At 39.8% G+C, this 24,937-nt stretch carries 21 protein-coding genes; 10 read left to right on the top strand and 11 right to left on the bottom strand.

The window, feature by feature from the left end; translation table 11 throughout:
• Positions 1 to 41: 41 nt before the first annotated feature.
• From ACIPUA_RS15185 to ACIPUA_RS15175, 3 genes are read right to left on the bottom strand one after another with little or no spacing between them, the layout of a single operon-like run.
• Complete coding sequence (locus ACIPUA_RS15185; RefSeq protein ID WP_272569569.1) at positions 42 to 341, bottom strand: phage tail assembly protein; 300 nt, start codon at positions 339 to 341, stop codon at positions 42 to 44.
• Between the two features lie 54 nt (positions 342 to 395).
• On the bottom strand, positions 396 to 908 hold the full coding sequence (locus ACIPUA_RS15180; protein ID WP_449059836.1) for a phage major tail tube protein: 513 nt from the start codon (positions 906 to 908) through the stop codon (positions 396 to 398).
• 3 nt (positions 909 to 911) lie between these two features.
• Positions 912 to 2,099 carry a phage tail sheath subtilisin-like domain-containing protein gene (locus ACIPUA_RS15175; RefSeq protein ID WP_449059835.1) on the bottom strand — a complete coding sequence of 396 codons (1,188 nt, stop codon included), beginning with the start codon at positions 2,097 to 2,099 and terminating at the stop codon, positions 912 to 914.
• Positions 2,100 to 2,254: 155 nt separating this feature from the next.
• On the opposite strand from ACIPUA_RS15175, the gene ACIPUA_RS15170 reads away from it, so the two are divergent.
• Both ACIPUA_RS15170 and ACIPUA_RS15165 read left to right on the top strand, forming a co-directional pair.
• Entirely contained in the window at positions 2,255 to 3,379 is a 1,125-nt protein-coding gene (locus ACIPUA_RS15170; RefSeq protein ID WP_449059834.1) for a phage late control D family protein, read from the top strand.
• A gap of 50 nt (positions 3,380 to 3,429) precedes the next feature.
• Positions 3,430 to 3,681, top strand: a complete 252-nt coding sequence (locus tag ACIPUA_RS15165; RefSeq protein WP_112860265.1) for an ogr/Delta-like zinc finger family protein — start codon at positions 3,430 to 3,432, stop codon at positions 3,679 to 3,681.
• A 31-nt stretch (positions 3,682 to 3,712) separates the two neighbouring features.
• On the opposite strand, the gene ACIPUA_RS15160 is transcribed toward ACIPUA_RS15165, so the two are convergent.
• Complete coding sequence (locus tag ACIPUA_RS15160) at positions 3,713 to 4,471, bottom strand: hypothetical protein (protein WP_449059833.1); 759 nt, start codon at positions 4,469 to 4,471, stop codon at positions 3,713 to 3,715.
• 320 nt (positions 4,472 to 4,791) lie between these two features.
• On the opposite strand from ACIPUA_RS15160, the gene ACIPUA_RS15155 reads away from it, so the two are divergent.
• From ACIPUA_RS15155 to ACIPUA_RS15130, 6 genes are all read left to right on the top strand, one after another.
• Positions 4,792 to 5,373, top strand: a complete 582-nt coding sequence (locus ACIPUA_RS15155) for a HutD/Ves family protein (RefSeq protein WP_449059832.1) — start codon at positions 4,792 to 4,794, stop codon at positions 5,371 to 5,373.
• Positions 5,374 to 5,601: 228 nt separating this feature from the next.
• Positions 5,602 to 6,354, top strand: a complete 753-nt coding sequence (loiP, locus tag ACIPUA_RS15150) for a metalloprotease LoiP (protein WP_048605737.1) — start codon at positions 5,602 to 5,604, stop codon at positions 6,352 to 6,354.
• Positions 6,355 to 6,584: 230 nt separating this feature from the next.
• Positions 6,585 to 7,226, top strand: a complete 642-nt coding sequence (locus ACIPUA_RS15145; RefSeq protein WP_042846690.1) for a lysophospholipid acyltransferase family protein — start codon at positions 6,585 to 6,587, stop codon at positions 7,224 to 7,226.
• Positions 7,223 to 8,167, top strand: a complete 945-nt coding sequence (locus tag ACIPUA_RS15140) for a phosphatidate cytidylyltransferase (RefSeq protein ID WP_042846689.1) — start codon at positions 7,223 to 7,225, stop codon at positions 8,165 to 8,167. Before ACIPUA_RS15145 ends, ACIPUA_RS15140 begins: the two co-directional genes overlap by 4 nt.
• A gap of 404 nt (positions 8,168 to 8,571) precedes the next feature.
• A complete protein-coding gene (gene pfkA / locus ACIPUA_RS15135) occupies positions 8,572 to 9,549 on the top strand; it encodes a 6-phosphofructokinase (RefSeq protein ID WP_042846688.1) in 978 nt (325 codons plus the stop codon).
• A gap of 238 nt (positions 9,550 to 9,787) precedes the next feature.
• Entirely contained in the window at positions 9,788 to 10,801 is a 1,014-nt protein-coding gene (locus ACIPUA_RS15130) for a sulfate ABC transporter substrate-binding protein (RefSeq protein ID WP_042846687.1), read from the top strand.
• Positions 10,802 to 10,959: 158 nt separating this feature from the next.
• On the opposite strand, the gene ACIPUA_RS15125 is transcribed toward ACIPUA_RS15130, so the two are convergent.
• The 5 genes from ACIPUA_RS15125 to ACIPUA_RS15105 form a co-directional block, all read right to left on the bottom strand.
• Positions 10,960 to 11,916, bottom strand: a complete 957-nt coding sequence (locus ACIPUA_RS15125; protein WP_042846686.1) for an OmpG family monomeric porin — start codon at positions 11,914 to 11,916, stop codon at positions 10,960 to 10,962.
• A 109-nt stretch (positions 11,917 to 12,025) separates the two neighbouring features.
• On the bottom strand, positions 12,026 to 13,906 hold the full coding sequence (locus ACIPUA_RS15120; RefSeq protein ID WP_449059831.1) for a glycoside hydrolase family 3 N-terminal domain-containing protein: 1,881 nt from the start codon (positions 13,904 to 13,906) through the stop codon (positions 12,026 to 12,028).
• A 425-nt stretch (positions 13,907 to 14,331) separates the two neighbouring features.
• Positions 14,332 to 15,276: an OmpG family monomeric porin gene (locus tag ACIPUA_RS15115; RefSeq protein WP_071548723.1), complete on the bottom strand. Its 945-nt coding sequence runs from the start codon at positions 15,274 to 15,276 to the stop codon at positions 14,332 to 14,334.
• Between the two features lie 425 nt (positions 15,277 to 15,701).
• Positions 15,702 to 16,472 carry a triose-phosphate isomerase gene (gene tpiA / locus ACIPUA_RS15110; protein WP_042846683.1) on the bottom strand — a complete coding sequence of 257 codons (771 nt, stop codon included), beginning with the start codon at positions 16,470 to 16,472 and terminating at the stop codon, positions 15,702 to 15,704.
• Between the two features lie 178 nt (positions 16,473 to 16,650).
• Positions 16,651 to 17,280: a DUF1454 family protein gene (locus ACIPUA_RS15105; protein ID WP_449059830.1), complete on the bottom strand. Its 630-nt coding sequence runs from the start codon at positions 17,278 to 17,280 to the stop codon at positions 16,651 to 16,653.
• 36 nt (positions 17,281 to 17,316) lie between these two features.
• On the opposite strand from ACIPUA_RS15105, the gene ACIPUA_RS15100 reads away from it, so the two are divergent.
• Positions 17,317 to 17,736 carry a DUF805 domain-containing protein gene (locus tag ACIPUA_RS15100; RefSeq protein WP_042846682.1) on the top strand — a complete coding sequence of 140 codons (420 nt, stop codon included), beginning with the start codon at positions 17,317 to 17,319 and terminating at the stop codon, positions 17,734 to 17,736.
• Between the two features lie 89 nt (positions 17,737 to 17,825).
• Here the strand turns inward: ACIPUA_RS15100 and fpr are convergent, their stop codons facing one another.
• The gene (gene fpr / locus ACIPUA_RS15095; protein WP_042846681.1) at positions 17,826 to 18,572 is read right to left on the bottom strand and encodes a ferredoxin--NADP(+) reductase; all 747 of its coding nucleotides are present in this window, start codon (positions 18,570 to 18,572) and stop codon (positions 17,826 to 17,828) included.
• A 448-nt stretch (positions 18,573 to 19,020) separates the two neighbouring features.
• On the opposite strand from fpr, the gene emrD reads away from it, so the two are divergent.
• A complete protein-coding gene (emrD, locus tag ACIPUA_RS15090; RefSeq protein WP_048605741.1) occupies positions 19,021 to 20,205 on the top strand; it encodes a multidrug efflux MFS transporter EmrD in 1,185 nt (394 codons plus the stop codon).
• 83 nt (positions 20,206 to 20,288) lie between these two features.
• Here the strand turns inward: emrD and ACIPUA_RS15085 are convergent, their stop codons facing one another.
• Positions 20,289 to 24,740 carry a hypothetical protein gene (locus tag ACIPUA_RS15085; RefSeq protein WP_449059829.1) on the bottom strand — a complete coding sequence of 1,484 codons (4,452 nt, stop codon included), beginning with the start codon at positions 24,738 to 24,740 and terminating at the stop codon, positions 20,289 to 20,291.
• Between the last annotated feature and the right edge of the window lie 197 nt (positions 24,741 to 24,937).

The raw sequence follows: 24,937 nt of genomic DNA, 5'->3' as shown, positions 1-24,937 counted from the left end.
GGCGATGATGTCATCAATATCGATTGCGGGTATTTCGGGGATTAGTTTTCCTGTGCGTCCGTCTCTTCGAGTGGGGCACTCGGCGCTAAAAAAGTGGCGACCTCATTGGCTAACTGAGCAAAACAATCAATTGGCATTGAGGCAATGTCATGTTCCGTGAGGCGAGGTTGAGTGACGCGAGGTAACAGCGTGATCAGTGAGTTAACATCACCGGTTGCGACTTCCCACAATTTTAAACCACGCAATGCACCCGCTTGGCGCATTGTATCTGTGATCGTGACTTCTGTAATTTCACGTCCACCTTGGATTTGTACAGGGCTATTAAATTTAACAATAGACATTATTTATTCTCCAACAAAAGAGGGTATTAGCGCCAAGCATGACGCTATCAAAAATCAGTGACCAATATTGGCGCGGTGCTCGGCAAGGCGGTCTGTACCGCCAACAATCCATTTCATATTGAGCAAATCAATCTCAATAAGCGTTTCACCATCTGCAGTGATCTTGCAGTAGGTATTTTTCAGCGTGTATTTATGCTGAGTGTTATCACCCGCTTTTGCGGTTCCCTGGTCAAGTTCGTTGAAGCGTCCACGGGTTTGAAGCTCATAAGCCGTGGTTTCACCCGTTGAATCATCGTAGTAAGAGCCAGCGAAACGGAACTGTGTACCGTCAATCGTGCCGCCCCAATCTTTGATAAGTTCAATATTTAACCCACCCATCGTGATATCCATATCTAACGCGCCAGCTTCAAAACCGAATTGCGGTGCAATGGCGCCGAGCATTCCCCCACCTTGGTAATCTTCCGTTTTTAACGTAAGTTTCGGGGGCGTGACCTCTTCTACTTGTCCAAGGTAGGTTTGACCATTAATGAAAAGGTCAAACAGATAGAGTTTTTTAGGCATTCCCATGTGTTACGCTCCTGAGCCTAATTGGTCGAATACGGCGAAATACTCATCGGTGAAGGTCTGCTCTAATCCAAGACGCTCAAGCGGTGGTACTGGCGTGTATTTATATTTAATGATGGCGTGACCATCACGTAATTGGGTTGTTGGGTTTGCCGATGGGTCATACCAGCAATTAAAACCAAGTAGGCGACCTTGTGTAACCAGTTGATCCCCTTTCTTTTGAATGCCGTCAATCACATCTTTTATCAATGATGGAGTGAGTGGCTTATCAACATACGCAAAATGCGCCTCTGCGATCATTTCAGCTAAGATTTGCGCCGTGCGGGTATATACTTCAAAAACATAAATATCTTCATCGCACGTACGGTTGCCCCAAAAACGATAACCTTGGTACTTAATTAAGGTGGTGATGCCTTTTTCGTTAAGGTCGTTTGAGTCAGTGTCTTTGTCTTGCAGTGACCAGTAAACATCAGCAGAGATGCCGAGAACGCCATTAACCGGCACGTTAGAAAGTGATTTATGCCAACCTTGCTCATCATCAATACGAGCACGTAAGCCTGCAGCAATAGCCGGTGCCGCAATCACTTCATTTTTACCTGTTTCAGTGTTGAACCCTAAGTAATCAGGGTAAATCACCATGACTTCACGCTGACTAAAGTCTTTGCGGTATTCTTTCGCCTCTGAAATGGTGACGCAGCCATTTGCAGAAACATAAGCAAACGCTTTGAGTTTTTCGGCAAAGATAGCCATTTGCAGCGCAACGGGTTTAGTGTCTAGCCAAGGTGCAATAAGAATGCGTGGCTGTTCATCCACTTTCGCTTTAGCAGTTAACCAGGCATACATACCGGTATAACGTCCGTCAGCACCATTACCACCAATCACAAGCTGGTCTTGTGTTTTTGTTTCGCCATTTTCGGGTTTAACGTTGGCAGCATCGGCAACACGAACTACAACCACTTTAGGGCTACACTGGTCAGAAATCGCTTTGAGCGTTTTATACAATGTGCCGGTTTTACCTGCTTTACCTAACACATTATTAATACGTGTAATTAATACGGGCGTATCGAGAGGAAACAAGCTTTCATCCGCATCATCACCCGTACACACAACACCAATGGTTGAGGTGTTTAAGTCACGAATTAATGTGGTGAGTTTTGTTGTCTCTTTGACTTCCACGCCGTGATGATAAGTCATAATTGAGCCTCACTAGAATAATATCAGTCACACTATTGTCTTAATAAAAACCTGTAAAATCATGCAGTTTGACTTGTCACATTCACACGACAAGGAAAAGCTATACCAACTCGCGCGCGCGATGTGGGAAAGTGTCGGCATGCGGGGAGGAGTTTATGTTTGAACAATATTTTGATTCTGAGTTAGTGAAGCAACCGGCGTTTGATATCACGATAGGCGGTAAGCAAATACTGAGTTTAAATGATCGGTTAATTGGCCTGACGATAACCGACAATCGCGGGTTTGAAGCTGACACGCTGGAAATCACCATTGATGATACTGACGGAAAAATAGAACTGCCGCCGCGTGGTGTTGAGGTTAGTATCGCGATTGGTTGGTTGAGAGAGCCATTGATACACAAAGGTATTTTTACCGTTGATGAAATCAGTCATAGCGGGGCGCCTGACCAGGTGATCATCACAGCCAGGTCTGCAGACTTTCGCCAAGAATTTAACGTTAAACGCGAATATAGCTGGCATGATATCAAAGTCGGTAAAGTTGTGAGTGCTATCGCGGGGCGCTATAACTTAACACCTGCAGTCAGTAAACAGTTAATTGATATTGAAATCGACCACGCAGACCAAACAAACGAGAGCGATATTAGTTTTTTATCCCGTATGGCTGAAATGCTCGGGGCCATTGCGACGATTAAAAATGGTAACTTACTGTTTATTATTCCTAACCGTGGGCTAACACAAAGCGGAACGCCAATACCCGAAGTGGTGATTAAGCGTGATGTGGGCGACAAGCACAGCTTTCGAGTCGCAGACCGTGACGCCTACACTGGCGTTAAAGCCAATTGGTTAGATTTGAATTTTGGTAAAAAGCCCGCAACGAGTGTTAAGCGCAAAAAGAAAAAAACGACCAAGCCCCAAAAAGAGAAAAAGGCGAAGTCTAGCAGTAAAGAGGGCGAGTATTTAGAAGGGGCAGAAGGTAATGTTTACGTGTTGCGTCAGACCTATAAGACCGAAGAGACCGCTAAACGGGCAGCAGCGGCAAAGTGGTTAAAACTGCAAAGAGGCGCTGCAGAATTTAATATTACCCTCGCAAGAGGGCGCGCCGATTTATACCCAGAAATGCCAGCGGCGGTGGTTGGTTTTAAAACGGTTATTGATAGCCACCGGTGGATAATTTCCCGCGTAGTGCATCAAATCAGTGATAACGGATTTCAAACACAATTAGAATTAGAGTTAAAAATTGATAATGACAATATGGTAGACGGTGATAATTCAGCCAATTGATATAACGTGTTATAATTAGGTTAGGCAAACCCAAGAACCAAGGCTTTACAATGGCGTTTAATTGTCCAAAATGCGGCGCCGCATCTTACACTCGTACGAGTGAGCCAGTAACCGAAGAAACAAAACGCAGTTATCACCAGTGTCAAAATGTTTTATGTGGCTGTACGTTCACGACATTACAAAGTGTCGAACGCTATTTAACGATACCCAACCCTCAACCGTTACCGGCTGATTTTAAATTACCTGGTGATGCATTTCCGAAAAGTCACTATGGCGAGAATCAACTTTCGTTGTTGATATAGAAATAACCCCTCATGAGAGGGGTTAAGATTTTTATTGAGGAATAACCTCTAAAATATCGCCTGTCGCTAAATCCACCTTAACCTTTATATTTTCTTTAACAATTGCACCGTAGGAATTTTTACCTTTGAAAATGGTACTAACGACTGCATAAGGCGGCTTTGCATCAAAAACAAATCGGTAATCCGTTTCATCGTGCTTGTAGCTGCTGTCATCATCCATATTATTTTTAATTAATTTTTCGAGTGGCCTATATGCACCACTAAACTTACTGAAATTTGACATAAAAGTATCAAGGTTTACTCGGTCATTTAGTGACTTTGGATCGCGCATAAAGTCAGCATAACACCAACCTAGAGTATCATTAAGGTTTAGGTCAGGGGATTTAGTGTAAGAAATTTGACTAATACAGTTATAAAAGAGGTCGGTATCTTGCGGGTTTAATTGTTTGTGTTCTATGTAGTTTTTGATAATTTTCGTGCGGTCCTCTTTGTGCTCCATTTTATACTTTGATAAAGTTAACTCTTTATATTTAAATGGTTTTTCTTTTGTTATTTCAGGTTCTTTTTTTTCTTTGGTCAAACTAGATTGATCATCTTCTCTTGTTGGAACCGCCGTACTAGAGGGTTTTGGGTATAATATGGAACCCAAAATAGCAGCACCAATAAAAACAGCCAAGTAGACAAGCGATGACATTTTCCTGTTTGGCATGAAAACCAGTTTAGGTTTTATCAAACCTAGGATGAATGCGAGAAATCCAATAGATGATATTGCAACAATGATTTTTTCCATTTGTTCACCGTATGTTTTAAGTAAAATCTAGCATATGGTCATGTATGAAATTGAAAATAGCAAGCCGCTCAAAAAAAAGCGGCTTGTTGGTCAATAATGGTCGATGTGGACGGAACGTGGACAGTGAAAATTATAAATCTTTATATAACAATTGATTATGATTCAATAACGAACACCATCCCTGTCTTTTATAGCCCCTGCTAGGGGCTTTTTTTTTATCGCAACACTCGCTTTTGATTTATAGTTGTTAGCTATAGTTAGCAATTCAATCAGGGTCGCTATGATAAAATAACGTATCCATCAAAAGCAGGGTTCACCTTATGATTCAGATATTAACAACACAAGATTATCGCAATATGCCTTGGAAAAATGGCCAAGGTTCAACCCTTGAAGTGGCTCGTAGTCATGGTGAGGGTTTAGATGACTTTGATTGGCGAGTGTCGATTGCTGATGTAAAAACGGCGGGGCCATTTTCTCATTTTATGGGGCGGCAGCGTATCATTGGTGTACTAGAGGGGGATGGGCTTATTTTACATGTCGATAATAATGCGCCAGTTGCACTAAAATCTAAATCATTCTTTGCTTTTTATGGTGAAAGTGACGTACATGCCGAACTAATTAACGGCCCCATTCGTGATTTTAACTTGATTTATAACCCTGAAAAATATGCCGCTCGGTTACAATGGGTTAATTCAACGTCAGTCAATTCTTGGCATAGTGATGCCAACGAAATTTTAATATTTAATAATAGCCATAGTTTAAATATGGAAATCAATTTAGAAAACGTTTATTTAAATCAATCTGAAACCTTATTGGTTAAAGGGAATGAGCGGGTCTTGAATTTTAGTCTTGAACAAAATAAGGAAAGTGATTTTTGTATAATTGAGTTATTTATTAGGTAGTTGCAATTTATGATGACTCTATATTTGCATATTTTCTGTGAATTAAATGTTTAAAGTGTTATTTGTCAGAATAATGTTCTGACAAATTTACAATTTTAATAAAAACATTATCAAATTCATATATTGAATAATTATGGCTTTATTCCTATTGTTATTTTCCGCAGAATTTATAGGCTTTAGCATTACTAAAAAATATAATACTTATATATTCTAAAGGAAAAATGTTCTATGAAAATGAAGGCACTTGTGGCGGTCGCTGTTTCTGCTGTCATCTTAACGGGCTGTAAAAACTTAGACCAAGGGATGCTGACTAACTCTGGTATGCAGTTATTCCAAGCAGCAACATTGAGTGATTCAGATGTTAAACAGCTAAGCGATCAATCTTGTAAAGAGATGGATGCACAAAACAAAATTGCTCCCGCTTCTAGCAAATACGCTAAACGTTTAGATAAAATCGCAAAAGCACTAGGTAATGAAGTTGACGGTACTCCAGTAAATTATAAAGTTTATCTGACTAGCGATGTGAATGCGTGGGCGATGGCAAATGGCTGTGTCCGTGTATATAGCGGCTTGATGGATGTTATGAATGATAACGAAGTCGAAGGCGTTTTAGGCCATGAAATGGGCCACGTTGCATTAGGTCATACACGTAAAGCTATGCAAGTTGCATACGGTGCCGTAGCAGCACGTACAGCAGCTGCATCAGTGGGTGGCGTTGCAGAACAATTAAGTGCATCTCAATTGGCTGCTCTAGGTGAAAAACTGGTTAATTCTCAGTTCTCTCAACACCAAGAAAGCCAAGCAGATAACTTCTCTTATGACCTGCTGAAAAAACGTGGCATTAAGACGGAAGGTTTAGTGACTGGTTTTGAAAAACTAGCCAAAATGGGTAGCCAAGAGACAAGTATGTTTGACTCTCACCCACCATCAAGCGAACGTGCGCAAAATATTCGTGACCGTATTGCGGCCGACAAAAAATAATTATTAATTTTGTCTACTCAGTGTAGCGGCGTAAATACATGCCGCTACACCTTTGTTATTCCCTGCTGTTTGTCTTAGTATCGCTGTCCTTATATTATTTGATGATATAAATCAGAACTTACCCCGTTGTACTCTTGTTATTGACTCTCTATCTTAACCAATTAACGATATTCAGTTTTTTTCGTAATTTTGCAGTTTTACTTGTGATAAAACGCTAGCAAGGAAAAAAGATGGAAAAAGTGCAGAAAATTTCTCTTCTCGCGAAGGGAATGGGCATGTTGTTATCGGGAACTTGTCGTTTATTAACAGGCGTTCGCACTCGTTGGGTGGGCTGCCAGCCATCAATGACCCCCCGTATTTATTATGCAAACCACTCAAGCCACCTTGATGGCCTAGTTATTTGGTCTGGTTTACCCCCTCTTATGCGCCATTTTGTTCACCCTGTAGCGGCGAAGGACTATTGGGATAAAACACCTTTTCGCCGCTATCTTGTTAATAAAGTCTTTCGTGCAGTATTGGTGGAAAGAAAAGGGGACAAACCTGCACAAAATGCTATTTTGCAACCGCTTGAGTCGGTATTGGATGCTAAGCATTCTTTGATTTTATTTCCTGAAGGGACAAGGGGTGATGGCGAAACGTTGAGCCAATTTAAAAGCGGCCTTTATCACCTTGCGAAAAAATACCCTGACGTTGAAGTGGTTCCCGTGTATTTGGAAAACTTAAATCGGGTATTACCTAAAGGCACCAAACTTGTTGTTCCAATAATTTGTTCTGCAATGGTGGGTCAGCCATTGGCACCTCTAATGGAAAATGAAAATAAAACGGTGTTTTTGCAACGCGCAAAAGCAGCACTTGAGGAGTTGATGCCATGAGTATTTGGGACAGTGAGCTCGTTTTATTATTATCTGGTGTATTTGGTATATTAGTGTTTGCGAGTGTGATCGGCGGCATTTTAGCTTATCGCTATTCTGGTGAGAAAAGTAACCCAACCATTGATAACTTAAATGCGCGTATACGTGCATGGTGGGTTATGTGCATTATCTGTGTGCTTGCCGTTGTGTTAGGTAATATTGGTGTGGTGATCTTATTTGCCTTGATATCATTCTTCGCACTAAGAGAGTTTATTACGTTAACGCCAACACGTAGAAGTGACCATGAAGCCCTATTTTGGTGCTTCTTCGTGTTCATTCCGTTGCAATACTTGCTTGTTGGTATTGAATGGTATGGGTTATTTTCGATTTTTATTCCTGTTTTTGTCTTTTTGTTTTTACCGACCCGAATTGCCTTAGCTGGGGATACTTTTCATTTTCTTGAACGTACCGCTAAAATTCAATGGGGAATGCTAGTCGCTGTTTTCTGTTTAAGCCATGTTCCTGCTTTGTTGATGTTAAATATTGAAGGTTATGAAGGGGAAAATGCAAAATTATTACTTTTCTTGATCATCGTGACGCAGATTTCAGACGTGCTTCAATATGTATTTGGCAAACTGATGGGTAAGCACCCTATTGTGCCAAAACTAAGCCCAAACAAGACGATAGAAGGTTTTGTCGGTGGCATTTTATCTTCTGTGTTGATCGGGATATCCCTTTATTGGGTGACACCTTTTAGCTGGTGGGTTGCCGGGCTGATGTCATTGGCGATCACGATTATGGGGTTTGTTGGTGGTTTATGCATGTCAGCGATTAAGCGGGATAGCGGAATTAAAGATTTCGGCGCTATTATTGAGGGGCATGGGGGGATGTTAGATAGAATTGACTCACTGTGTTTTGCTGCTCCAATTTTTTTCCATTTAACGCGATATTACTATACATAAAGGTATTTCGTTTTCGTTTTTGTTCGTTTATTCAAAAGCACCGTAAGGTGCTTTTCTTTTGTTTGACAGATACAGCATAGGATGAATTTAAGTGTTATCATCAATACTTAATTTTTATTTCAAACTAAGATGCGATCTAGGGCTATAGCTGGTTAGTCTAGGGCATTACATTTATTTAGTGCTGAAATATTTACCTATTGGGGTCATCAGCTAGAATTATGTAAACTAGATCACAATAAAGCATAAAAGCTTGATGGAAAGCAGAGGCATAATCACCTATTTGCCGTATTATTTGCTAGGTGAATCAATTCAGCTTTGTAGTTAAACGCAGTTAGCACGAAAAAATTAAGTAACTCAATGAGTTTATAGATTTGCAATTTTATATTCATTAATCAGAGGTCATCATGGTCAAGCAGATTAAAAGAATTGGGGTTTTAACGAGTGGTGGTGACGCACCGGGCATGAATGCAGCGATCCGCGGCGTGGTACGCGCAGCGCTAGGCGAAGGCTTAGAGGTCATGGGTATCTTTGATGGGTACCTCGGGTTGTATGAAAACCGAATGAAACAATTAGACCGATACAGTGTGTCGGATATGATTAACCGTGGTGGTACTTTTTTAGGTTCAGCACGTTTCCCACAATTCCGTGATGAAAAAGTGCGCGCTGTTGCGTTTGAAAATCTGAAGAAAAACCATATAGATGCATTAGTGGTTATCGGTGGTGATGGTTCATATTTAGGGGCTAAGTCACTGACAGAAGCTGGTTTCCCATGTATTGGCCTGCCGGGGACAATCGACAATGATGTCGCGGGTACGGATTACACTATCGGTTATTTTACTGCGCTTGAAACCGTTGTTGAAGCGATTGACCGCCTACGTGATACCTCAACATCCCATAAACGTATTTCTATTGTTGAAGTGATGGGGCGCTATTGTGGTGACTTAACGCTATCCGCAGCCATTGCCGGCGGTTGTGAGTTTTTGGTATTACCAGAACAGGAAATGGCATTTGACCGTGAAGAGCTGTTATCAGAGATTAAACGCGGCATCGAAAAAGGCAAACGCCATGCGATTGTAGCTATCACTGAGCACGTTTGTGATGTTGGTGAATTAGCAAAATATATTGAACAAGAGACGCATCACGAAACACGTGCGACGGTTCTTGGCCATATTCAGCGCGGTGGCTCCCCAGTGGCTTATGACCGTATTTTAGCTTCTCGCATGGGGGCTTATTCAATACAGTTGCTGCTTGAAGGCTATGGCGGGCGTTGTGTTGGTATCCAAAATGAGAAATTAGTACACCATGATATTATTGATGCTGTAATGAATATGAAAAGGGTCTTCAAGAAAGACTGGTTCGATACAGCGAAAAAATTGTATTAATCCCTCTGTAATTGCAAATCTCTCCTGCATGGTTGGTTTCTACTGTGCAGGTTTGATGCTATTTTTCGCCCTAGACAGCTAGGTTGTTGAGTTAATATTCGTTTTGTAGTCTTGTTGCGACCCGCTTGTTTTTTATTCTACATATTCCCCATACGCATAAGTTTTTCTTTTTAATTATTTCTCGTAATTGATTCTATCTGTCAGCCTCTTCCTTATCTAAAACTTGATGGGGTAAAAGATGACGCATTCATGGCAGGTGACAAAGTCTCGATTGGCAGCAGCGTTGCTATTAGTATTAACTACAGGCACTTGGGCGAAAAATATTCAGTTGTTGAATGTATCTTATGATCCAACCCGAGAGTTTTATCAACAATATAATCAGGAGTTTAGCGATTATTGGAAAAATAAAACCGGTGATAGTGTGACTGTTCGCCAATCTCATGGTGGGTCAGGTAAGCAAGCGATATCGGTGATGAATGGCTTAGAAGCAGATGTGGTGACATTGGCATTAGCTTATGATGTGGATGCTATCGCGCAAAGTGGCCGTATTGATAAAGACTGGGCCAAAAAACTTCCTGATAACTCAGCTCCTTATACATCGACTATTGTTTTTTTAGTCCGCAAAGATAACCCCAAAAATATCCAAGATTGGGATGATTTAATTCGTCCGGATGTTTCTGTGGTGACGCCTAACCCGAAAACATCTGGGGGGGCTCGTTGGAATTATTTAGCCGCATGGGGCTATGCCTTAGATAAAAACCAACAAGACTCTGAAAAAGCAAAGCAATTTGTAAAGCGGCTCTATCAAAATGTTGAAGTATTAGACTCCGGCGCTCGTGGTGCAACGAATAGCTTTGTTGAGCGTGGGATCGGTGATGTATTGATAGCTTGGGAAAATGAAGCGTTACTCGCTATCAATGAATTAGGGGAAAATGGCCAGTTTGAAATAGTGACACCCAGCATTTCTATTTTAGCTGAACCAACAGTCGCTGTGGTGGATAAAACCGTTGATAAACGAGACCGCAGAGTTGTTGCTGAAGCTTATTTAGCCCATTTATATTCCTTACAAGGGCAGGAAATCGCTGCGAAAAACTATTATCGCCCACGAAATAGTGAAGTTGCTAAAAAATATCGTCAGCAGTTTCCTGAGCTTAAATTGCTGACCGTCGATGAAAGCTTTGGCGGATGGCAGGCGGCACAAAGCACGCATTTTGCCAATGGTGGGGTGTTTGATGAAATTATTCAGCGTTAATACGTTTTATATTTCACACTGTAGTGCTGTTGGCTACGTTGATTAACCACTGGTGTATGCATCTAGGGGATGCTTAGCGCGAACTATTTTGAGTCTAACTAATAATCAGTGGGATATCATTCCTAGCCTGTGAGGGGCAGACTAGGAATGAGGTTAATTTATTGCCACTGATATTTCACACCTAATTGGCCAAGATAGAAGGTTTGGCGGTTGTTGCTTCCAGAGGTGATCCCTGCATTTTTAGGGTTTTCCCAAGTGCTTGGCTCAACGGCGAAGCCACCCCAAAGAGTGAGTTTTGGTGTTAAGTTATAGAAAACTTGAGTCCCGACGCGATAGCCATCCTTCACTTTTTGCGTTGTACGTTTGTTACTATCATAGTTATGTTCATTTAAATAGTAGCGAAAATAGGGCATAACGCTCCAATCTTGGTTGAGTGTTATTGGGAAGTAGCCGCGAATTTGGTTTTGTTCCCACGTCTTATTGAAGTCTTTATCCCATGTCCAGTCGGTATACATATACACTTTTGCGGTTGCAGAATCATTGATTTTATAGACTAAACCGTGTTCAGACTCCCACTCATAACTATTCGCTGCATGGAAATTATCGTAGTGGTATATCGCATCCCAGAAGTTAAATGCCCATTTGTCGTTAAAGTTATAGGTTCCACTAGGCATTAACCAAAACATGGTATTCGATGGGCGTGCTTGTGTACCTGGTGCAGAATCATTTGATTCTTTTCGGTAAGTTACATTTAAGTTGAACTGCCCAATATCACTTGAATACATTTTTCGCGTTGCACCAATTTGTGTACGGTTACGAATAAACGAATCTTTTGAAGTTGAAAAGTCGTGGTTATAGCTACGTAATGATTCCTTGTGCTCAAGGAAAAAGCTCCATTTTGACTCTGGGTTAACTAAAAATAGCTGGCCTATCATGCTGGTTTTATCAAAAACTTTGCGATCATTAGTATTATGGTGGCCTTCAAATTTTTCGAGTTCCATATATACGTTAGAAGATATTCGCCAATAATCATTGTTTACTGGCTCTGCCGCAAAAGCAGATGCTGTTAGCCCAGATAGTGCGGTAAGAAATAAACCATTCAGTGAAGTTTTCATTTTAACCCTTTATTTTTTTATGTGTTTTTTATTTTTAGTGCCGTTATGACGGACGTGAGTATCTAGCCTTTATACCGTGGAGGTATAAAGGCTAATTTGTTAATAAGAATTAATATGTGGTGTGGTAGTTTTCACCATGACCATAAGGGAATAGGATTTTGTCCCCTTGTGGGTTTTTGATATTGACGGGGAGCAACCCTTGAGGTGGGTTTAGAGGTTGTGCAGCGCGGTTAGCAAACAGCGTACGTAGCCCGCTACGGATATTAGTTTCCAACGAATTGCGGTTATTATTAGTCACATCGAAGCCAGTGATCCCATAAATAGCAATGTTAGCTTTAACATCATTTAAATAGGCAATGTCATATGGATTACGTGAAGAAATAACAACAAGCGGTATATTTGCGTTATTAGCAGCATCAATAATTAGCTGAGCATTTGTTGGGGTATCTTTCAGGTTATAGGTTGTCAGTAAAATTAAATCTTGTTTTTTAACGATATCTCTAGCCTCGCTTTTTGATAGCGTATTTTCATTTAGTTTTATTACATTGTCGCTGCTATTAATGATTACGTCTGTTTCTTCCGCAATATCACTTAACTGTTTCTGGATTAACGCATTACGTGGTTTTTCATCAGAAATAACTAAGATACGGTTTTGAGGTTTTAGCTGGTAGGGCAGAATATTATCATTCTTAATTAATGTAATTGCTTGTTCAGAAACCATATTTTCTAGGTCTTTATGGCTTTTAGACGCTACAATTTGTTTAGCCTCAGTGAGGTTAATAGGCTGCGCCGTAATTTCTTGTTGAAGTTTTTTCAAGACGACTCGTTTCGCCGACTCATCAATACGTTTTTTTAACTCAGGGTTTTTCGCCGCTTGTGTTTCTAAGTAACGATACATGTTATCTAGGCGTGTAATTGCTTCTGTATCCCACATCTTTATTGGCATTAATACAATATCGGAACCCGCTAACAGTGATGTTTCGACGGCCCAATTCATGTCAAAGTTGTCAGCTATTGCCCCCATGTCCATTGCATCAGTGATAATTAGCCCATCATACTTTAGCTCATCGCGTAAGATACCGTGTAAAATAGGTTTGGATAAGGTTGCTGGGGTGCCAACTTTTTTCCCCGCCAACGTTGTGATTTTATGGTCATCAAGGGCAGGGACAATAATATGAGCGGTCATGACCGCATCTGCGCCATGTGCTAAAGCATATTTAAATGGGGCGAGTTCAGTAGAATGCCACGTTTTTGTATCAGAATTCACCACAGGTAAATCAACGTGGGAATCGGCGGAAACATTACCATGTCCTGGGAAATGTTTAATAGAAGTCAGTAGGTTATATTTATGTATCCCTTTTATATAGCTGGTGGACAATGTTTCAACTAGGTTTTTATCATCAGAATATGAGCGGACACCAATCACAGGGTTATTTTGGTTGTTATTAATATCAACGACAGGGCCAAAGTTGATGTTAAACCCAAGGCTAGATAACTCATATCCGTGGATCATCCCTGTCAGTTCAGCAAGTGCCGGGTTACGAGTCGCGCCTAAGGCCATATTTCCCGGCATTTCAGTCCCAACTCTCAAGCGTGTTACATATCCGCCTTCTTGGTCGGTACCGATAAATAAGGGTAAATTACTACGAGATGATTGTAATTGATTAATAAGTTCAACGGTTTGTGGTGTATCTATTAAGTTTTCACGGAATAAAATAACAGACCCTAAATGGTATTGGTTGATCACTTTAGAGACTTCATCATTCATAGCAAGGAATGGGGCTGGGTCACCATTGCTATCGTTATTCCAATATCTGAAATCCAACATAAATAACTGGCCGATTTTTTCTGCTTCAGACATGTTATTAACGATTTCTTCAGCTGATTTTTGTTTATTTTTCCATAAATCATTGAGCTGGGCTTGTGTCATTGGGTCGGCGATTGACCATGCACTGAAAAGGCATGCAGCCAGTAAGGTAAGCTTTTTCATATTATTTTCTCTAGGTTATTTTTCGAGGAATAATAAGTGCCAAAATTTATTTATGATGTGAGAAAAATCACAGTTGATACTATTCTTCATTTTAAGGTAATGGGAATAGCGAGGAAATAGTGACTTAGATATAGCAGATTCATTTGTATGATATTAAACAATAATTATCCCGGAATAGTTTATTATTACCTGGAATAATTTCATTTTGGTATTATTTCGTTGTGTGACCTAAGCCTTAAATATGGTTAAATAGTATATATATCTTTGTATCTTGTTTATGCTTTATTGTTTCATCGGGCAATTTAGTTTTTATTTGATTTAATTTTATAAAATTAGTAAATGGCGAGCAAAAATATTAAAGCCACATATAAAAGCAACGTGGCTTATTTTTCTGTAAAAAATAACTAAGCCCTATGAATTAAGGGTTACCAAGTATATTTTACCCCAATTTTTCCAAGATAGAGTACTTGTTTATTATTATCGCCAGAGGTGATGTCATTCTTTTTAGAATATTGCCATGTAGTGGGTTCGTAAGCGGCACCTCCCCATAACGTTAATGAGGGAGTAACATGGTATTCCACATCAGCACCAATTCGGAAACCATTTTTAGCTTTTTGCGTTAAGTAATGGTTTTCATCATAAGTGTGTTCGCTTAAATAGTAGCGAAAGTAAGGTGTAAACTGCCAATTGTCATTAAGAGTAATGGGAAAATATGCCCGAAGCTGTGACTGCATAAACCGGTCACTGAAACTGTTATCCCATAGTTTATCTATATAAACGGTTAGTTTGGCTTTCAATGCATCGGAATGTTGATAAGTGAGACCATATTCTGTTTCTGCTTCATAACTATTGGAATTAAAATAGTTACTATAGTAAAGATAAGAAAGCCAAAAATTAAATGACAAATTATCGTTAAAATAATAGTTACCTGATGGCGTTAATGCATATAAGCGATTTGATGAGCGAGCTTTGGTGCCTGGAGCAGAGTCATTGGATTCTTTACGATAGCGGAAGCTAAGGTCGAGATCAGATTGTTTTGATTTAACCAATTTCTTTGTGATATCAAATTGGGTTCGGTTGCGAATATAAGCGTCCCGAGATGGGCTAAAATTACGCCCATGGTTTCTTAATGATTCCCTGTGTTCTAGAGCAAAATGCCAGTCTGATGCGGGGTTGGTTAGCTTTAATTTCCCAACAGTGCTGATTTTGTCGTAGACTTTATTGTTGAATGCATCACGTTGACCGCGATATTCTTCTATTTCTAGATAAACATTGGTTTTTATATGCCAAGCATCCTGTTTTTTTTCAGAAAAGCAAATAGTCGGGAATATAATTATGATGCTATAAATTAGACTAACTATATATTTCATATTTATCCTTTATGATGAGATGAATAATCATTGTTGATTTTTTAAGTTGGATAAATCTGAATTATATTTTATTTTTAGTCTACTGTTATTATTTGATTTATGAGGAATGATATTTGTAATGGAAAAGAGTAATGATATTTAATTAATTGATTTTAATGGTTTTATTTTTACTTTGTTTATATTTGAATGTTGTCTTAATTATGCTATCTGGTTTTTCTTAATCATTTGTTTATTAATTAATTTGAAGATTAATTTTAATTGTTTTAAATTTAAATAACTTCAGGTTTTAAATCTAAAGCTATATTTTATTATGTGAACAAAAAGTATTATAAAGTATTTAATATATTCCATTAAATATAACTATTATCTAATAAAAAACCGCCAATAAATGGCGGTTAAGAATAAACATGAATAACCTAATAAGGTTATTTAGTTTTTTTCGCTTCAGCTGCTGCTTTTACAATGACTGCAAATGCGTCAGCTTTTAGTGATGCACCACCAACTAAAGCGCCGTCAATATCTGGTTGAGTAAATAACTCAGCAGCATTACTTGCATTCACAGAACCACCGTATTGGATGATCACTTGCTCAGCAATTGCAGCATCTTTTTTCGCAATATGAGTACGGATAAACTTATGAATTGCTTGTGCTTGGGCTGGAGTTGCGGATTTACCAGTACCGATAGCCCAAATTGGTTCATAAGCAATTACTGCACCTTCGAATGCTTCTGCGCCTAATGAATTCAGTACAGCATCGATTTGGCGAGCACAGACTTCTTCAGTTTTACCTGCTTCATTTTCTGCTTCTGTTTCACCAATGCACAGAACTGGGATTAAACCTTGTTCTTTTAATACAGCGAATTTTTTAGCAACAAATTCATCACTTTCATTGTGATAGGTACGGCGCTCTGAGTGACCAATAATAATGTACTTGGCACCGACATCTTTCAGCATTTCAGCAGATGTTTCGCCTGTGAATGCGCCAGACAGGTTAACGTCAACGTTCTGTGCACCTAATGCAATACGGCTACCTGCCAATGCATGTTTAGCTTGAGTCAGGTAGATTGCTGGTGGCGCAATTGCTACATCGCAGCCATCAACGCTGCTAAGTTCATTACGCAGACCTGCGATCAGGTCATTGACCATATGGGTGCTGCCGTTTAGTTTCCAGTTACCCATTACCAATGGATGTCGCATGTTGTTTCCTCCAACCAGAGAGTTTGAATGATTAATCAATAAGTTATTCATTACGCGCTGATGTTGTACGCGCAACGTGACAGTTTTGTCGCCATTCACCTTTCGTATTATAAGAACAATAGATGATAATAGCTTTGCTTTTTATCATGCTTATTCTGAGAGCGTGATCACTATCCGTTTAGGGCGTTTGTTGTTCTAGCTTAATCGGTTCAACAGCAAAAGTAAGCACATTATTGTCACTTTTTACTAAAATATACCTCAATACCCCGAAGCGAGCTTCTTCAGCCCGGTTTGTGTTTTTGTCTGCCATAATTTTATTTAATGCCTCAGTGAGTTCAGGAGCTTTATCAAGTGGGACATCGGGGGCAAATTGGTGGATAATTGCGATGGTATAGCGTTCCATTAACTGTTGGTTTGCTTGTGCTTCTTGGCTATTTTCTGCGGGGAGTAGCGTAATTTGTAAGCTCTTAATTTTTTCGCTTCCACGCTCTAAAACCGCGGATGAGTATATGTATTGGTTTATACGAGAAGCTGCCCGAATATAAGGTGCGGAAATGTCTTGGCTGGCAATCACTTTATATTCGTGAAGATATAAATCTTTATAAGTTTGGTTAAATTGATTGCGCAATTTAGGAATGGTGAGGTCAAAAGAAGGGGAATCAGGAGCTAAATAGGCGACTTCAACGTCGGTATCTGGCATTGTTGGCACTTTCTGAGCCAAGACCAATTGTGGCACACTAAGCGCAAAAATGGTTATGATGGCGTATATAGAACGAAATAAGGTTTGGGGCATTTTTTTGACACTCATTCTTTGGGTTTTCATATTGTATCAGGATTATAGGTAATGACATTACAACAATGGGCTTTTTCCTTCAAAGGTCGTATCGGTCGCCGGCCATTTTGGGTAGGTATTGCCGCCACTTTTATTTTAATAACGGCTGTTGCACTATTACAAAATGTATTTTTATTGCCTGAAATATTCTCTTTAGTTTTCTTTATTGTATTACTTTATCCCCTAGCAGCGATTTTTGTGAAGCGTTTACATGACAGAGGTAAGTCAGGGGGCTGGTTCGGGTTAATCGTACTCGCATTTGCCCTGTTTTCGATAGATGTCAGCCAATTTGAGCCGATATGGCAATGGGGAATAGGCCGTTTTTTACCTTTGCTAATTACCATGATCATGGTTTTAGATTGCGGCGCTTTTTTGGGAATGGAAAGTGCGAATCAGTATGGTGAGAAAACAGAACCCGTTGAGTATCTATAGCGTGAGGCTATGGAGCCAAAACTACCCTGAGCATCTCTCAGGGTAGTACTTTTACATGATTGCTAACGTTGCGGGTCTATTGGGCCTGTTTACCAGTATTGTTCACTAGAAATATGGCCGGGTTTTCGGCGTAGGTGCTTAACCATCCCGTGGCTATTTTTCAGCATTTCGCGCGTATCTCTTACCATCTCAGGGTTACCACATAACATGACATGGCAGGTATCAGGAGAAAGGGTTACACCCACTGCATTCTCTAGCGCATGGCTTTCAATGAGAGCGGGGACACGCCCATGGAGAGAGTTTGAGCACTGTTCACGGCTCACGACAGTGACAACCTTAACTTTCCCATGAAATTGTTGTTCTAAAGCTTTCATGAGAGGCAAATAGCTTAAATCTTTTGCAAAACGTACTGCATGTAGCAAGATGATATTATCAAAACGCGCTAAGTCTTTACCTTCTTGTAAGATGGATAAAAACGGCCCGATGGCAGTTCCGGTTGAAAGCATCCATAAATTTTTGCATTCTGGTATTTCATCCAAGACAAAAAATCCGGCAGCTTCATCCGTGATTTGTAAGGTATCGTTAGGCTTTAATTTTGCAAGTTGTGGGCTTAATTTCCCTCCAGGAACAATCACAAAGTAAAATTCAAGCCGGTTATCGCTCGGTGCGTTAACGTAGGAATAGGCTCGTTGAACTCTTTCTCCCTCGATTTCCAGTGCTAATTTAGCGTATTGTCCGGCTGTAAAAGGTTTAATTGGCGCCTCAATGACAAGGCTAAATAATGCATCAGTCCAAAATTTGGCTTCAATGACTTTCCCAGTTACCCAATTTGCCATAAATTCCACCTCTTAGTATTTCAAAATAAACTAACTAAAACGACATATTGATTACATGAATTAGCTAGGGAATGGATCATTAGGATTTAATACTAAATCAGTTCACTATTTATGCTTATCGATAATGTGTCCCAGTGATTTATTCTTAAATATGGCTTATTTTCAATTTCAATGTACAGTTATCTTGACAGTGTTGGCGAATATTACTGCCATTGTTAAATAAACTAAAATGTACTGCTACTACGAATAAAGGGTAATTTTTGTTATCTTAATCACAGTAGGACAAAATCTGTTGTTTGTTATTTACCTGAAGCAGGTTTAAAGCGCAGAACAACAATTAAATATTGATAATTTAATGTCTAAATAGTCGCTGTATTATTTTTAAATAATACAGCGTTATTGTGTGTCCGGATTGTCTATCCGGGGTTTTGATATATTTGAGAGAAAAATGAGAAAGCTGGAACATTTCAATCTGTTATTAATGTTAATTGCATTAGCGGCTGTCGGCCAAATGACACAAACTATTTATGTCCCTGTGATAGCTGAAATAGCGGTGTATTTTAATGAGCCTTCCGGGGCTGTTCAGCAGGTAATGGCCGCTTATTTATTTTCTTATGGTTTTTCACAGTTATTGTATGGTCCGTTGTCCGACCAAATTGGCCGCCGACCTGTTATTTTGTTCGGTTTGACAATTTTCTTATTTTCCACCATCTTGGCGATTTTTGCTCCAACCTTGACGACATTAACAGTTGCCAGCGGTTTACAGGGGCTAGGTACTGGCGTAGCTGGTGTGATGGCGAGGACCATGCCGCGTGATTTATATAAAGGCACTGCGTTGCGCTATGCAAATAGTTTATTAAATATGGGGGTATTAGTTAGCCCATTATTGGCACCCATGTTTGGTGGTATATTAGCCCATTTTTGGGGGTGGCATGCCTGTTATATTTTCCTGTTTATCTTAGGTGCATCAGTGTTATTAAGTATGTACCGTTGGCTACCTGAAACCCGCCCAGTTTCGCCTGAAAAACACAGAATGGTTGATTCATACCGAGCGCTATTATCAAACGGCTCATTTTTATCGTATTTAGCAATGCTGATAGGCGCGTTAGCAGGGATAGCCGTGTTTGAGTCGAGTAGCGGTGTATTAATGGGGGGAGTTTTGGGGTTAAGTAGTATCACCGTGAGCATTTTATTTATTCTGCCGATCCCTGCCGCTTTTTTTGGTGCTTGGTATGCAGGGCGTGAAGGAAAAACCTTTTATCACCTGATGTGGCACGCCGTATTAATTTGCCTGCTGGCAGGTATCATGATGTGGCTACCAAGTTGGTTTGGTATTATGAATACATGGACATTGTTGGTGCCAGCCGCCGTCTTTTTCTTTGGTGCTGGGATGCTATTTCCTTTAGCAACAACGGGGGCAATGGAGCCATTCCCTTATTTAGCGGGTGCTGCCGGAGCGCTGGTAGGGGGATTGCAAAATGTAGGTTCAGGGGTTGCAACATGGATCTCTGCATTGTTACCACAGGATGGGCAGTTTAGCCTTGGGCTTTTAATGTTTTTAACATCCATACTGGTTTTATTGTGTTGGCTGCCATTAGCTAAACGGATGGGTCATACAGAACGAACTGTTTAATGGATAAAATAAAGTGGGAAACGATAGGTTGTCCCACTTTATTTGCAATCTTAGGCGGCAGTGTCGTTAGGTTTATTGGGTGATTAGGCGATTAAAGGCGAAACAATCTGCGTAGGTTGTGGCAGTATTGCTCCATGAAAAAGCGATAAGTTATCCTTTTGATCAATTGTTGATAGCAGCGCCGGTTGTTCTGCTATTGAGTTAAATTTGACTGGGCGGTCATAATTTACAAACGCGGTATTTTCTGCCAATTGGTCTATGCTGTTTTGGTAGAGCCAAATTGAGCTAGGTGCCACGTTATCCTGCAAGTGTTGGTCGATATACACTTTGATTCCAACTAATTCTAAGCCCGGGGTACTGTCGATGGTTCCGTTGATAGTCAATATGTCTTGGTCTACAGAAAGATACCAGCGTTCTTTTGGTGTATATTCTTCAATTCTACCCTGCTCATTATAAAGCTGTAGTGTTACCCAATATGTATGTTCGCTATTAGTTAGGCCAAGTTGTTTAATGTTAACCAGTTGATGAATATGTACATCAGATAGTAAGTTTCTTTCTGAGGGGACATTAAGTTGGCGATTAGAAATAAAACGTTTATCTACTTGAATATCAAGGTGGTTAATCGGCTTAAATTCGTGTATGGCCAGTTGTATTTCATCCTCACCAAATGGGTCACTTAATGAAAAATCCTGTTGGTGTAATTGGCCGTTTTCGACCCAGCTAGCGCGTAGTTTACTATGTTTATCAATACGCGATAAATTTACCTGACCCGTCTTAGCATTAACCAAATCATGTTCGGTTGCAGACCAAAACAGCTTAGTGCCACGCCAATAATTATCTAGCTGTAATTTTTCTGGTAGCGTTTGCCCATTACTGTTAAAAAACAAACGATTTGCCAGTGATTCAGGGTTTTTATATTGAAAAATGATTTTTGCTGCATCTTTGTTGCCCGCTTCTTTAACTTCCAGTTTAACCAATTCCCCCTTGTCAGCAATTTTTAAGTTCAATTGGTTATCAAATATAAAAATATCTTTTGTTTCAGAGAGTAAGCCGTGGTGCGTTGCGTAAGTAACTTTGAATGAATAGTCCGAGTAGTCATCATCAAGAGATTTTGTGATGAATTCATCATGAGGGGTATTTATGGTGCTAGCGATTGTTTTGATGATATTCAGCCGACTATAAGGATGAAGGGTACCATCCGCCATTCGCGTAAATTGCCTATGTAGCCAATATATTGGGGTATCACGCTGAATATAGTGTTTAGAGTACTTGTTTTGATGAGCTTTTTGGATGAGAAAATCTTGGATTTTTGCTACGAAATAATCAGAGTGAGGAAGAAAAGCATCGTTATTGGCTAAGAGTTCCATAGACGAGGTGGGGTACATTGCTGGCTTGACCTCAGTAACATCACCGTTAACCGATAGCCGCTTATAGGTAATATACCGTTGCTGTTGTTGGTCATAGGCAATGTTTACCCCATTGCTATGCTCTTTAAATGGGTATACTTCTTTATTATTAGTATGCGGTAAGCCTAAGCCATGGCCATATATTTCATGCCATAAAATCCCCGAATCTGCCAATCCCCCGCCATAATTGGGTGAAGCTATCCCCAACAACCAGAAAAAAGCACCATCAGGTATTAAAGGCTCGATAGCGGAGTAATGAAATTCAAAATTGAATGAGGTTAATTTTGCTAATTTGAAGCTATTCATGTATGCCCAATGAATCTGTGAAGCGGTAAATTGCGGAATTACTTTGGGGTTATCATATTTAGGGTTTGACAGAATACGGGTGGTAAGGTAGCCATTAATATAAGGGTTTAGTGCTGGGGACTGCGAAACAGCTGGGTAACTATAGAGAGTAAAGTGTTTGATTGGTAGCCTAGCGGCGGCTTCTATCCCCCAACTTAGGGGGGAGTAGGTGTAAGTGCCATGCCCTTGTTGATAAAGGCTAGTAGTATGGATATGTGAGGTTATTGAGTGATTGGGTTTTACGTTTAATTGAAAATTACCATTTTCCTCGGTATAAGGCATAAGAATCGGGGTATTATCGGCTAAAATGCGAATTCTAACCTCCGGTTGTACCCACTCGCTTTTTAATGGGGCGGTATAGCTTTGATGATGCAAATCATTAGCAGGAACACTCATTTTTATGGGAATTGGTAATAACGTTTGCGGTAGCCTTTCGGGGCCCACTAACCTTACTCGGCCTAGTTCTTTTCCCTCCTTTGTGCTGACTATCGCGACAAAATCAGGTGATTTCGCGGAAGATTGACTAGTCACATCGACTTTAACCAATGCCCAACGGTTGGCGGATAAACAGAAATAGGGGGTATCTGGTGCCTGCAGGTGAGTCTGTGCGAGTTGAATATTATGTACTTGCATGTCATGGGGTTTTGGGTGTTTTTTGGGGCTGGGCTCATTATAGATAGGGTCTTGGATGGTAAAGGTTTTTTTCCCAGGGATGGAAACCAGTGGAGGGGCTTCCATTTGTAATTGAACGGATATTGGGGCAGAGATATCCCCATTTTTCATTACGGCAACAAAATCAAATTGCTCTACTCCGTGGTGATTAAAGTGATTATCTGGCTGGTATTGCCATTTCCCGGTTCTCTCATCTAGCAAAACGTCGCCAAATTGTGGTTTTTCAATTAACTGATACTCCACAATGTTTTCATCTGTAGGGAGATCGCCTGTGACGGCACCTACGATGAAAGGGTCTAATGATGATGTTGGGTTTTCAACAATAACAATAGGGAGGATTTGTTCTTGATAACCAAATTGGAGGAGGTCGAGCTTCCGGTTTTGTAAATCAGTAATATTTAACTGATATGTCTTTTTATTCCAGTTGACACGAATGTCACTATCATCAATGTGCTGGTGGATATAGTCTTGCAGGTATTGTGCAAATTGTTCAGGGGAGGTGAATTGGGTTTCTGTCAGTTTAAACTCTTCACGATAAATCTCAGTAATATGGCTATCTTTATCCGTGAGTTTTAGTGAAAGGTGTGTCCAGTTATTAATTTGGTCTTTATCAATGCTAATGGATTGAATAATTGCATTATCTTCTATTTTTTTATAAACGGTATTGGGAACATCAACATAGGGAACAGGCACGTTTCTTTTTAATTGAAATTGGGAAATGCAAATACCTTCTCCAACAATTATTATTTGGTTATTTTTATAGCTGACTTTTACTAATGGGTGGGATAATAGACTCAGTTGATGGTTGATCTTATTTTCAATTTCTTGGGCTAATTCAGGCCAAGAAGACCGTGATATTAATGCGATGTCATCTAATTTTAGAATTATATTTTGATGTTCACTGCTAAGGACAATTGAAAAATATTCTGATTGTTGAAGGGTTTCATCTGTTAACAGTATTGAGTTGATCGCTGAATGAGGTAAGGAAACCACTTGTTGGAAGCCATGTGGGTTAAATGATGGTGTATTTTTGTTTGTTTTGGCTATGTCAGTCTTAGATTGGATATAGCTAAAGGCACTTTCTGGAATACGCTCTATTGGTGATTGCCCTGAACGATATAATAAGTCAAATTCAGGTGGTGATGTTTCTGTAATTGTCTTAATGCTAAAATTTATTGTGCCATTTTTATCTATATGCCCAAGGGAGATAGCCTGATGTTCATTCGAAGGTATAATATGAATGTCTCTTGGGCCTATGCTTAATGTCGCGCACTCCTGTAATAATGAAGTATCTAGGTATAAGGTCCAGTCACCTGAATCGGTAAACGTTATTTCCCCGCTATAATTCCAACCAGTTCGGTAAGTCTGTTCGGTAATTACCGAGTTCTGCTGCGAAAAATTGGAAATGATATGGGTATTTTTTTCAATATCATTTTTACCTTTAATTTGGTAAGTGCTAACTAATATTCCTTGTGGCGCATTATTTTCTTTTTCAGTTTTTGCACTGTTTTTATCATTAACATCAATTAATGAAAGCTCATTGATAAATTTTTTCATTGATGGAGAGGGGGGAACATCGTCATTTTCAATGATGAGTAAGCTACCGCCAGTCAATTCGAGGTAATGGCGTAGTAGCTCGACTTGTTTATCATTACTGCTAGATGAAACAACGACCGTATCATAGTGGCGGTGCCATTGCCCACTGGGTAATAAGAGGTCTGCGATTTGGTCTGCGGCACGTGCATCCCCCTCTTGCCATTTAGTTGGTGAATTAGAACTATCAACAAATAAATTATGGCTGGGGTGGAATTCAGAGCCTGAAAATTGAAACTGTTCAACGGTGCTCAGTACATAATTGGGCTTGTTTCCACCGGATAAACGCGGCGAATTCATTAACCAATTGAAAAAAGTAAAAGTAGCTTTGCTGGTGGTAGATTGGCGCGGGTTTTCTTTTAATCCACGAATTAAGTCAGAATCGTTTTTTATTATTGCTACTCGGCTGTTTTGTTTATAATAGCCAAACTGTAGTTTTTTTTGCTGTATTTGTTCTGAAACAAGCGTAGATGTGGTTAGTTTATATAAATAATTTGTAGGTTTCTTGAGGTGTTCCATACCCATTTTCCTTGAAAGAATAAGTAATAATACATGTAGTTCAAGGTGATTTTAGATAAACTCATATGGGCTTTCTAATTTATTATTAGTCTGATTATTGGCTTTCTATTTATTAGCTAATTGGTTTTCCCTGCCTTGTCTCACCATTCGAAAGTCAATAAATTGATTTTCCTCGTTTATTTTCAAAAACTATTCAG

This window comes from Providencia sp. AGC89 (assembly GCF_053543535.1).
This window is presented reverse-complemented; position numbering and strand designations above follow the sequence as displayed.

What these genes read in the sequence shown, in the direction of transcription:
- ACIPUA_RS15185 (WP_272569569.1), bottom strand. Translation starts at nt 341, where the DNA reads ATGTCTATTGTTAAATTTAATAGCCCTGTACAAATCCAAGGTGGACGT.
- ACIPUA_RS15180 (WP_449059836.1), bottom strand. Translation starts at nt 908, where the DNA reads ATGGGAATGCCTAAAAAACTCTATCTGTTTGACCTTTTCATTAATGGT.
- ACIPUA_RS15175 (WP_449059835.1), bottom strand. Translation starts at nt 2,099, where the DNA reads ATGACTTATCATCACGGCGTGGAAGTCAAAGAGACAACAAAACTCACC.
- ACIPUA_RS15170 (WP_449059834.1), top strand. Translation starts at nt 2,255, where the DNA reads ATGTTTGAACAATATTTTGATTCTGAGTTAGTGAAGCAACCGGCGTTT.
- ACIPUA_RS15165 (WP_112860265.1), top strand. Translation starts at nt 3,430, where the DNA reads ATGGCGTTTAATTGTCCAAAATGCGGCGCCGCATCTTACACTCGTACG.
- ACIPUA_RS15160 (WP_449059833.1), bottom strand. Translation starts at nt 4,471, where the DNA reads ATGGAAAAAATCATTGTTGCAATATCATCTATTGGATTTCTCGCATTC.
- ACIPUA_RS15155 (WP_449059832.1), top strand. Translation starts at nt 4,792, where the DNA reads ATGATTCAGATATTAACAACACAAGATTATCGCAATATGCCTTGGAAA.
- loiP (WP_048605737.1), top strand. Translation starts at nt 5,602, where the DNA reads ATGAAAATGAAGGCACTTGTGGCGGTCGCTGTTTCTGCTGTCATCTTA.
- ACIPUA_RS15145 (WP_042846690.1), top strand. Translation starts at nt 6,585, where the DNA reads ATGGAAAAAGTGCAGAAAATTTCTCTTCTCGCGAAGGGAATGGGCATG.
- ACIPUA_RS15140 (WP_042846689.1), top strand. Translation starts at nt 7,223, where the DNA reads ATGAGTATTTGGGACAGTGAGCTCGTTTTATTATTATCTGGTGTATTT.
- pfkA (WP_042846688.1), top strand. Translation starts at nt 8,572, where the DNA reads ATGGTCAAGCAGATTAAAAGAATTGGGGTTTTAACGAGTGGTGGTGAC.
- ACIPUA_RS15130 (WP_042846687.1), top strand. Translation starts at nt 9,788, where the DNA reads ATGACGCATTCATGGCAGGTGACAAAGTCTCGATTGGCAGCAGCGTTG.
- ACIPUA_RS15125 (WP_042846686.1), bottom strand. Translation starts at nt 11,916, where the DNA reads ATGAAAACTTCACTGAATGGTTTATTTCTTACCGCACTATCTGGGCTA.
- ACIPUA_RS15120 (WP_449059831.1), bottom strand. Translation starts at nt 13,906, where the DNA reads ATGAAAAAGCTTACCTTACTGGCTGCATGCCTTTTCAGTGCATGGTCA.
- ACIPUA_RS15115 (WP_071548723.1), bottom strand. Translation starts at nt 15,276, where the DNA reads ATGAAATATATAGTTAGTCTAATTTATAGCATCATAATTATATTCCCG.
- tpiA (WP_042846683.1), bottom strand. Translation starts at nt 16,472, where the DNA reads ATGCGACATCCATTGGTAATGGGTAACTGGAAACTAAACGGCAGCACC.
- ACIPUA_RS15105 (WP_449059830.1), bottom strand. Translation starts at nt 17,280, where the DNA reads ATGAGTGTCAAAAAAATGCCCCAAACCTTATTTCGTTCTATATACGCC.
- ACIPUA_RS15100 (WP_042846682.1), top strand. Translation starts at nt 17,317, where the DNA reads ATGACATTACAACAATGGGCTTTTTCCTTCAAAGGTCGTATCGGTCGC.
- fpr (WP_042846681.1), bottom strand. Translation starts at nt 18,572, where the DNA reads ATGGCAAATTGGGTAACTGGGAAAGTCATTGAAGCCAAATTTTGGACT.
- emrD (WP_048605741.1), top strand. Translation starts at nt 19,021, where the DNA reads ATGAGAAAGCTGGAACATTTCAATCTGTTATTAATGTTAATTGCATTA.
- ACIPUA_RS15085 (WP_449059829.1), bottom strand. Translation starts at nt 24,740, where the DNA reads ATGGAACACCTCAAGAAACCTACAAATTATTTATATAAACTAACCACA.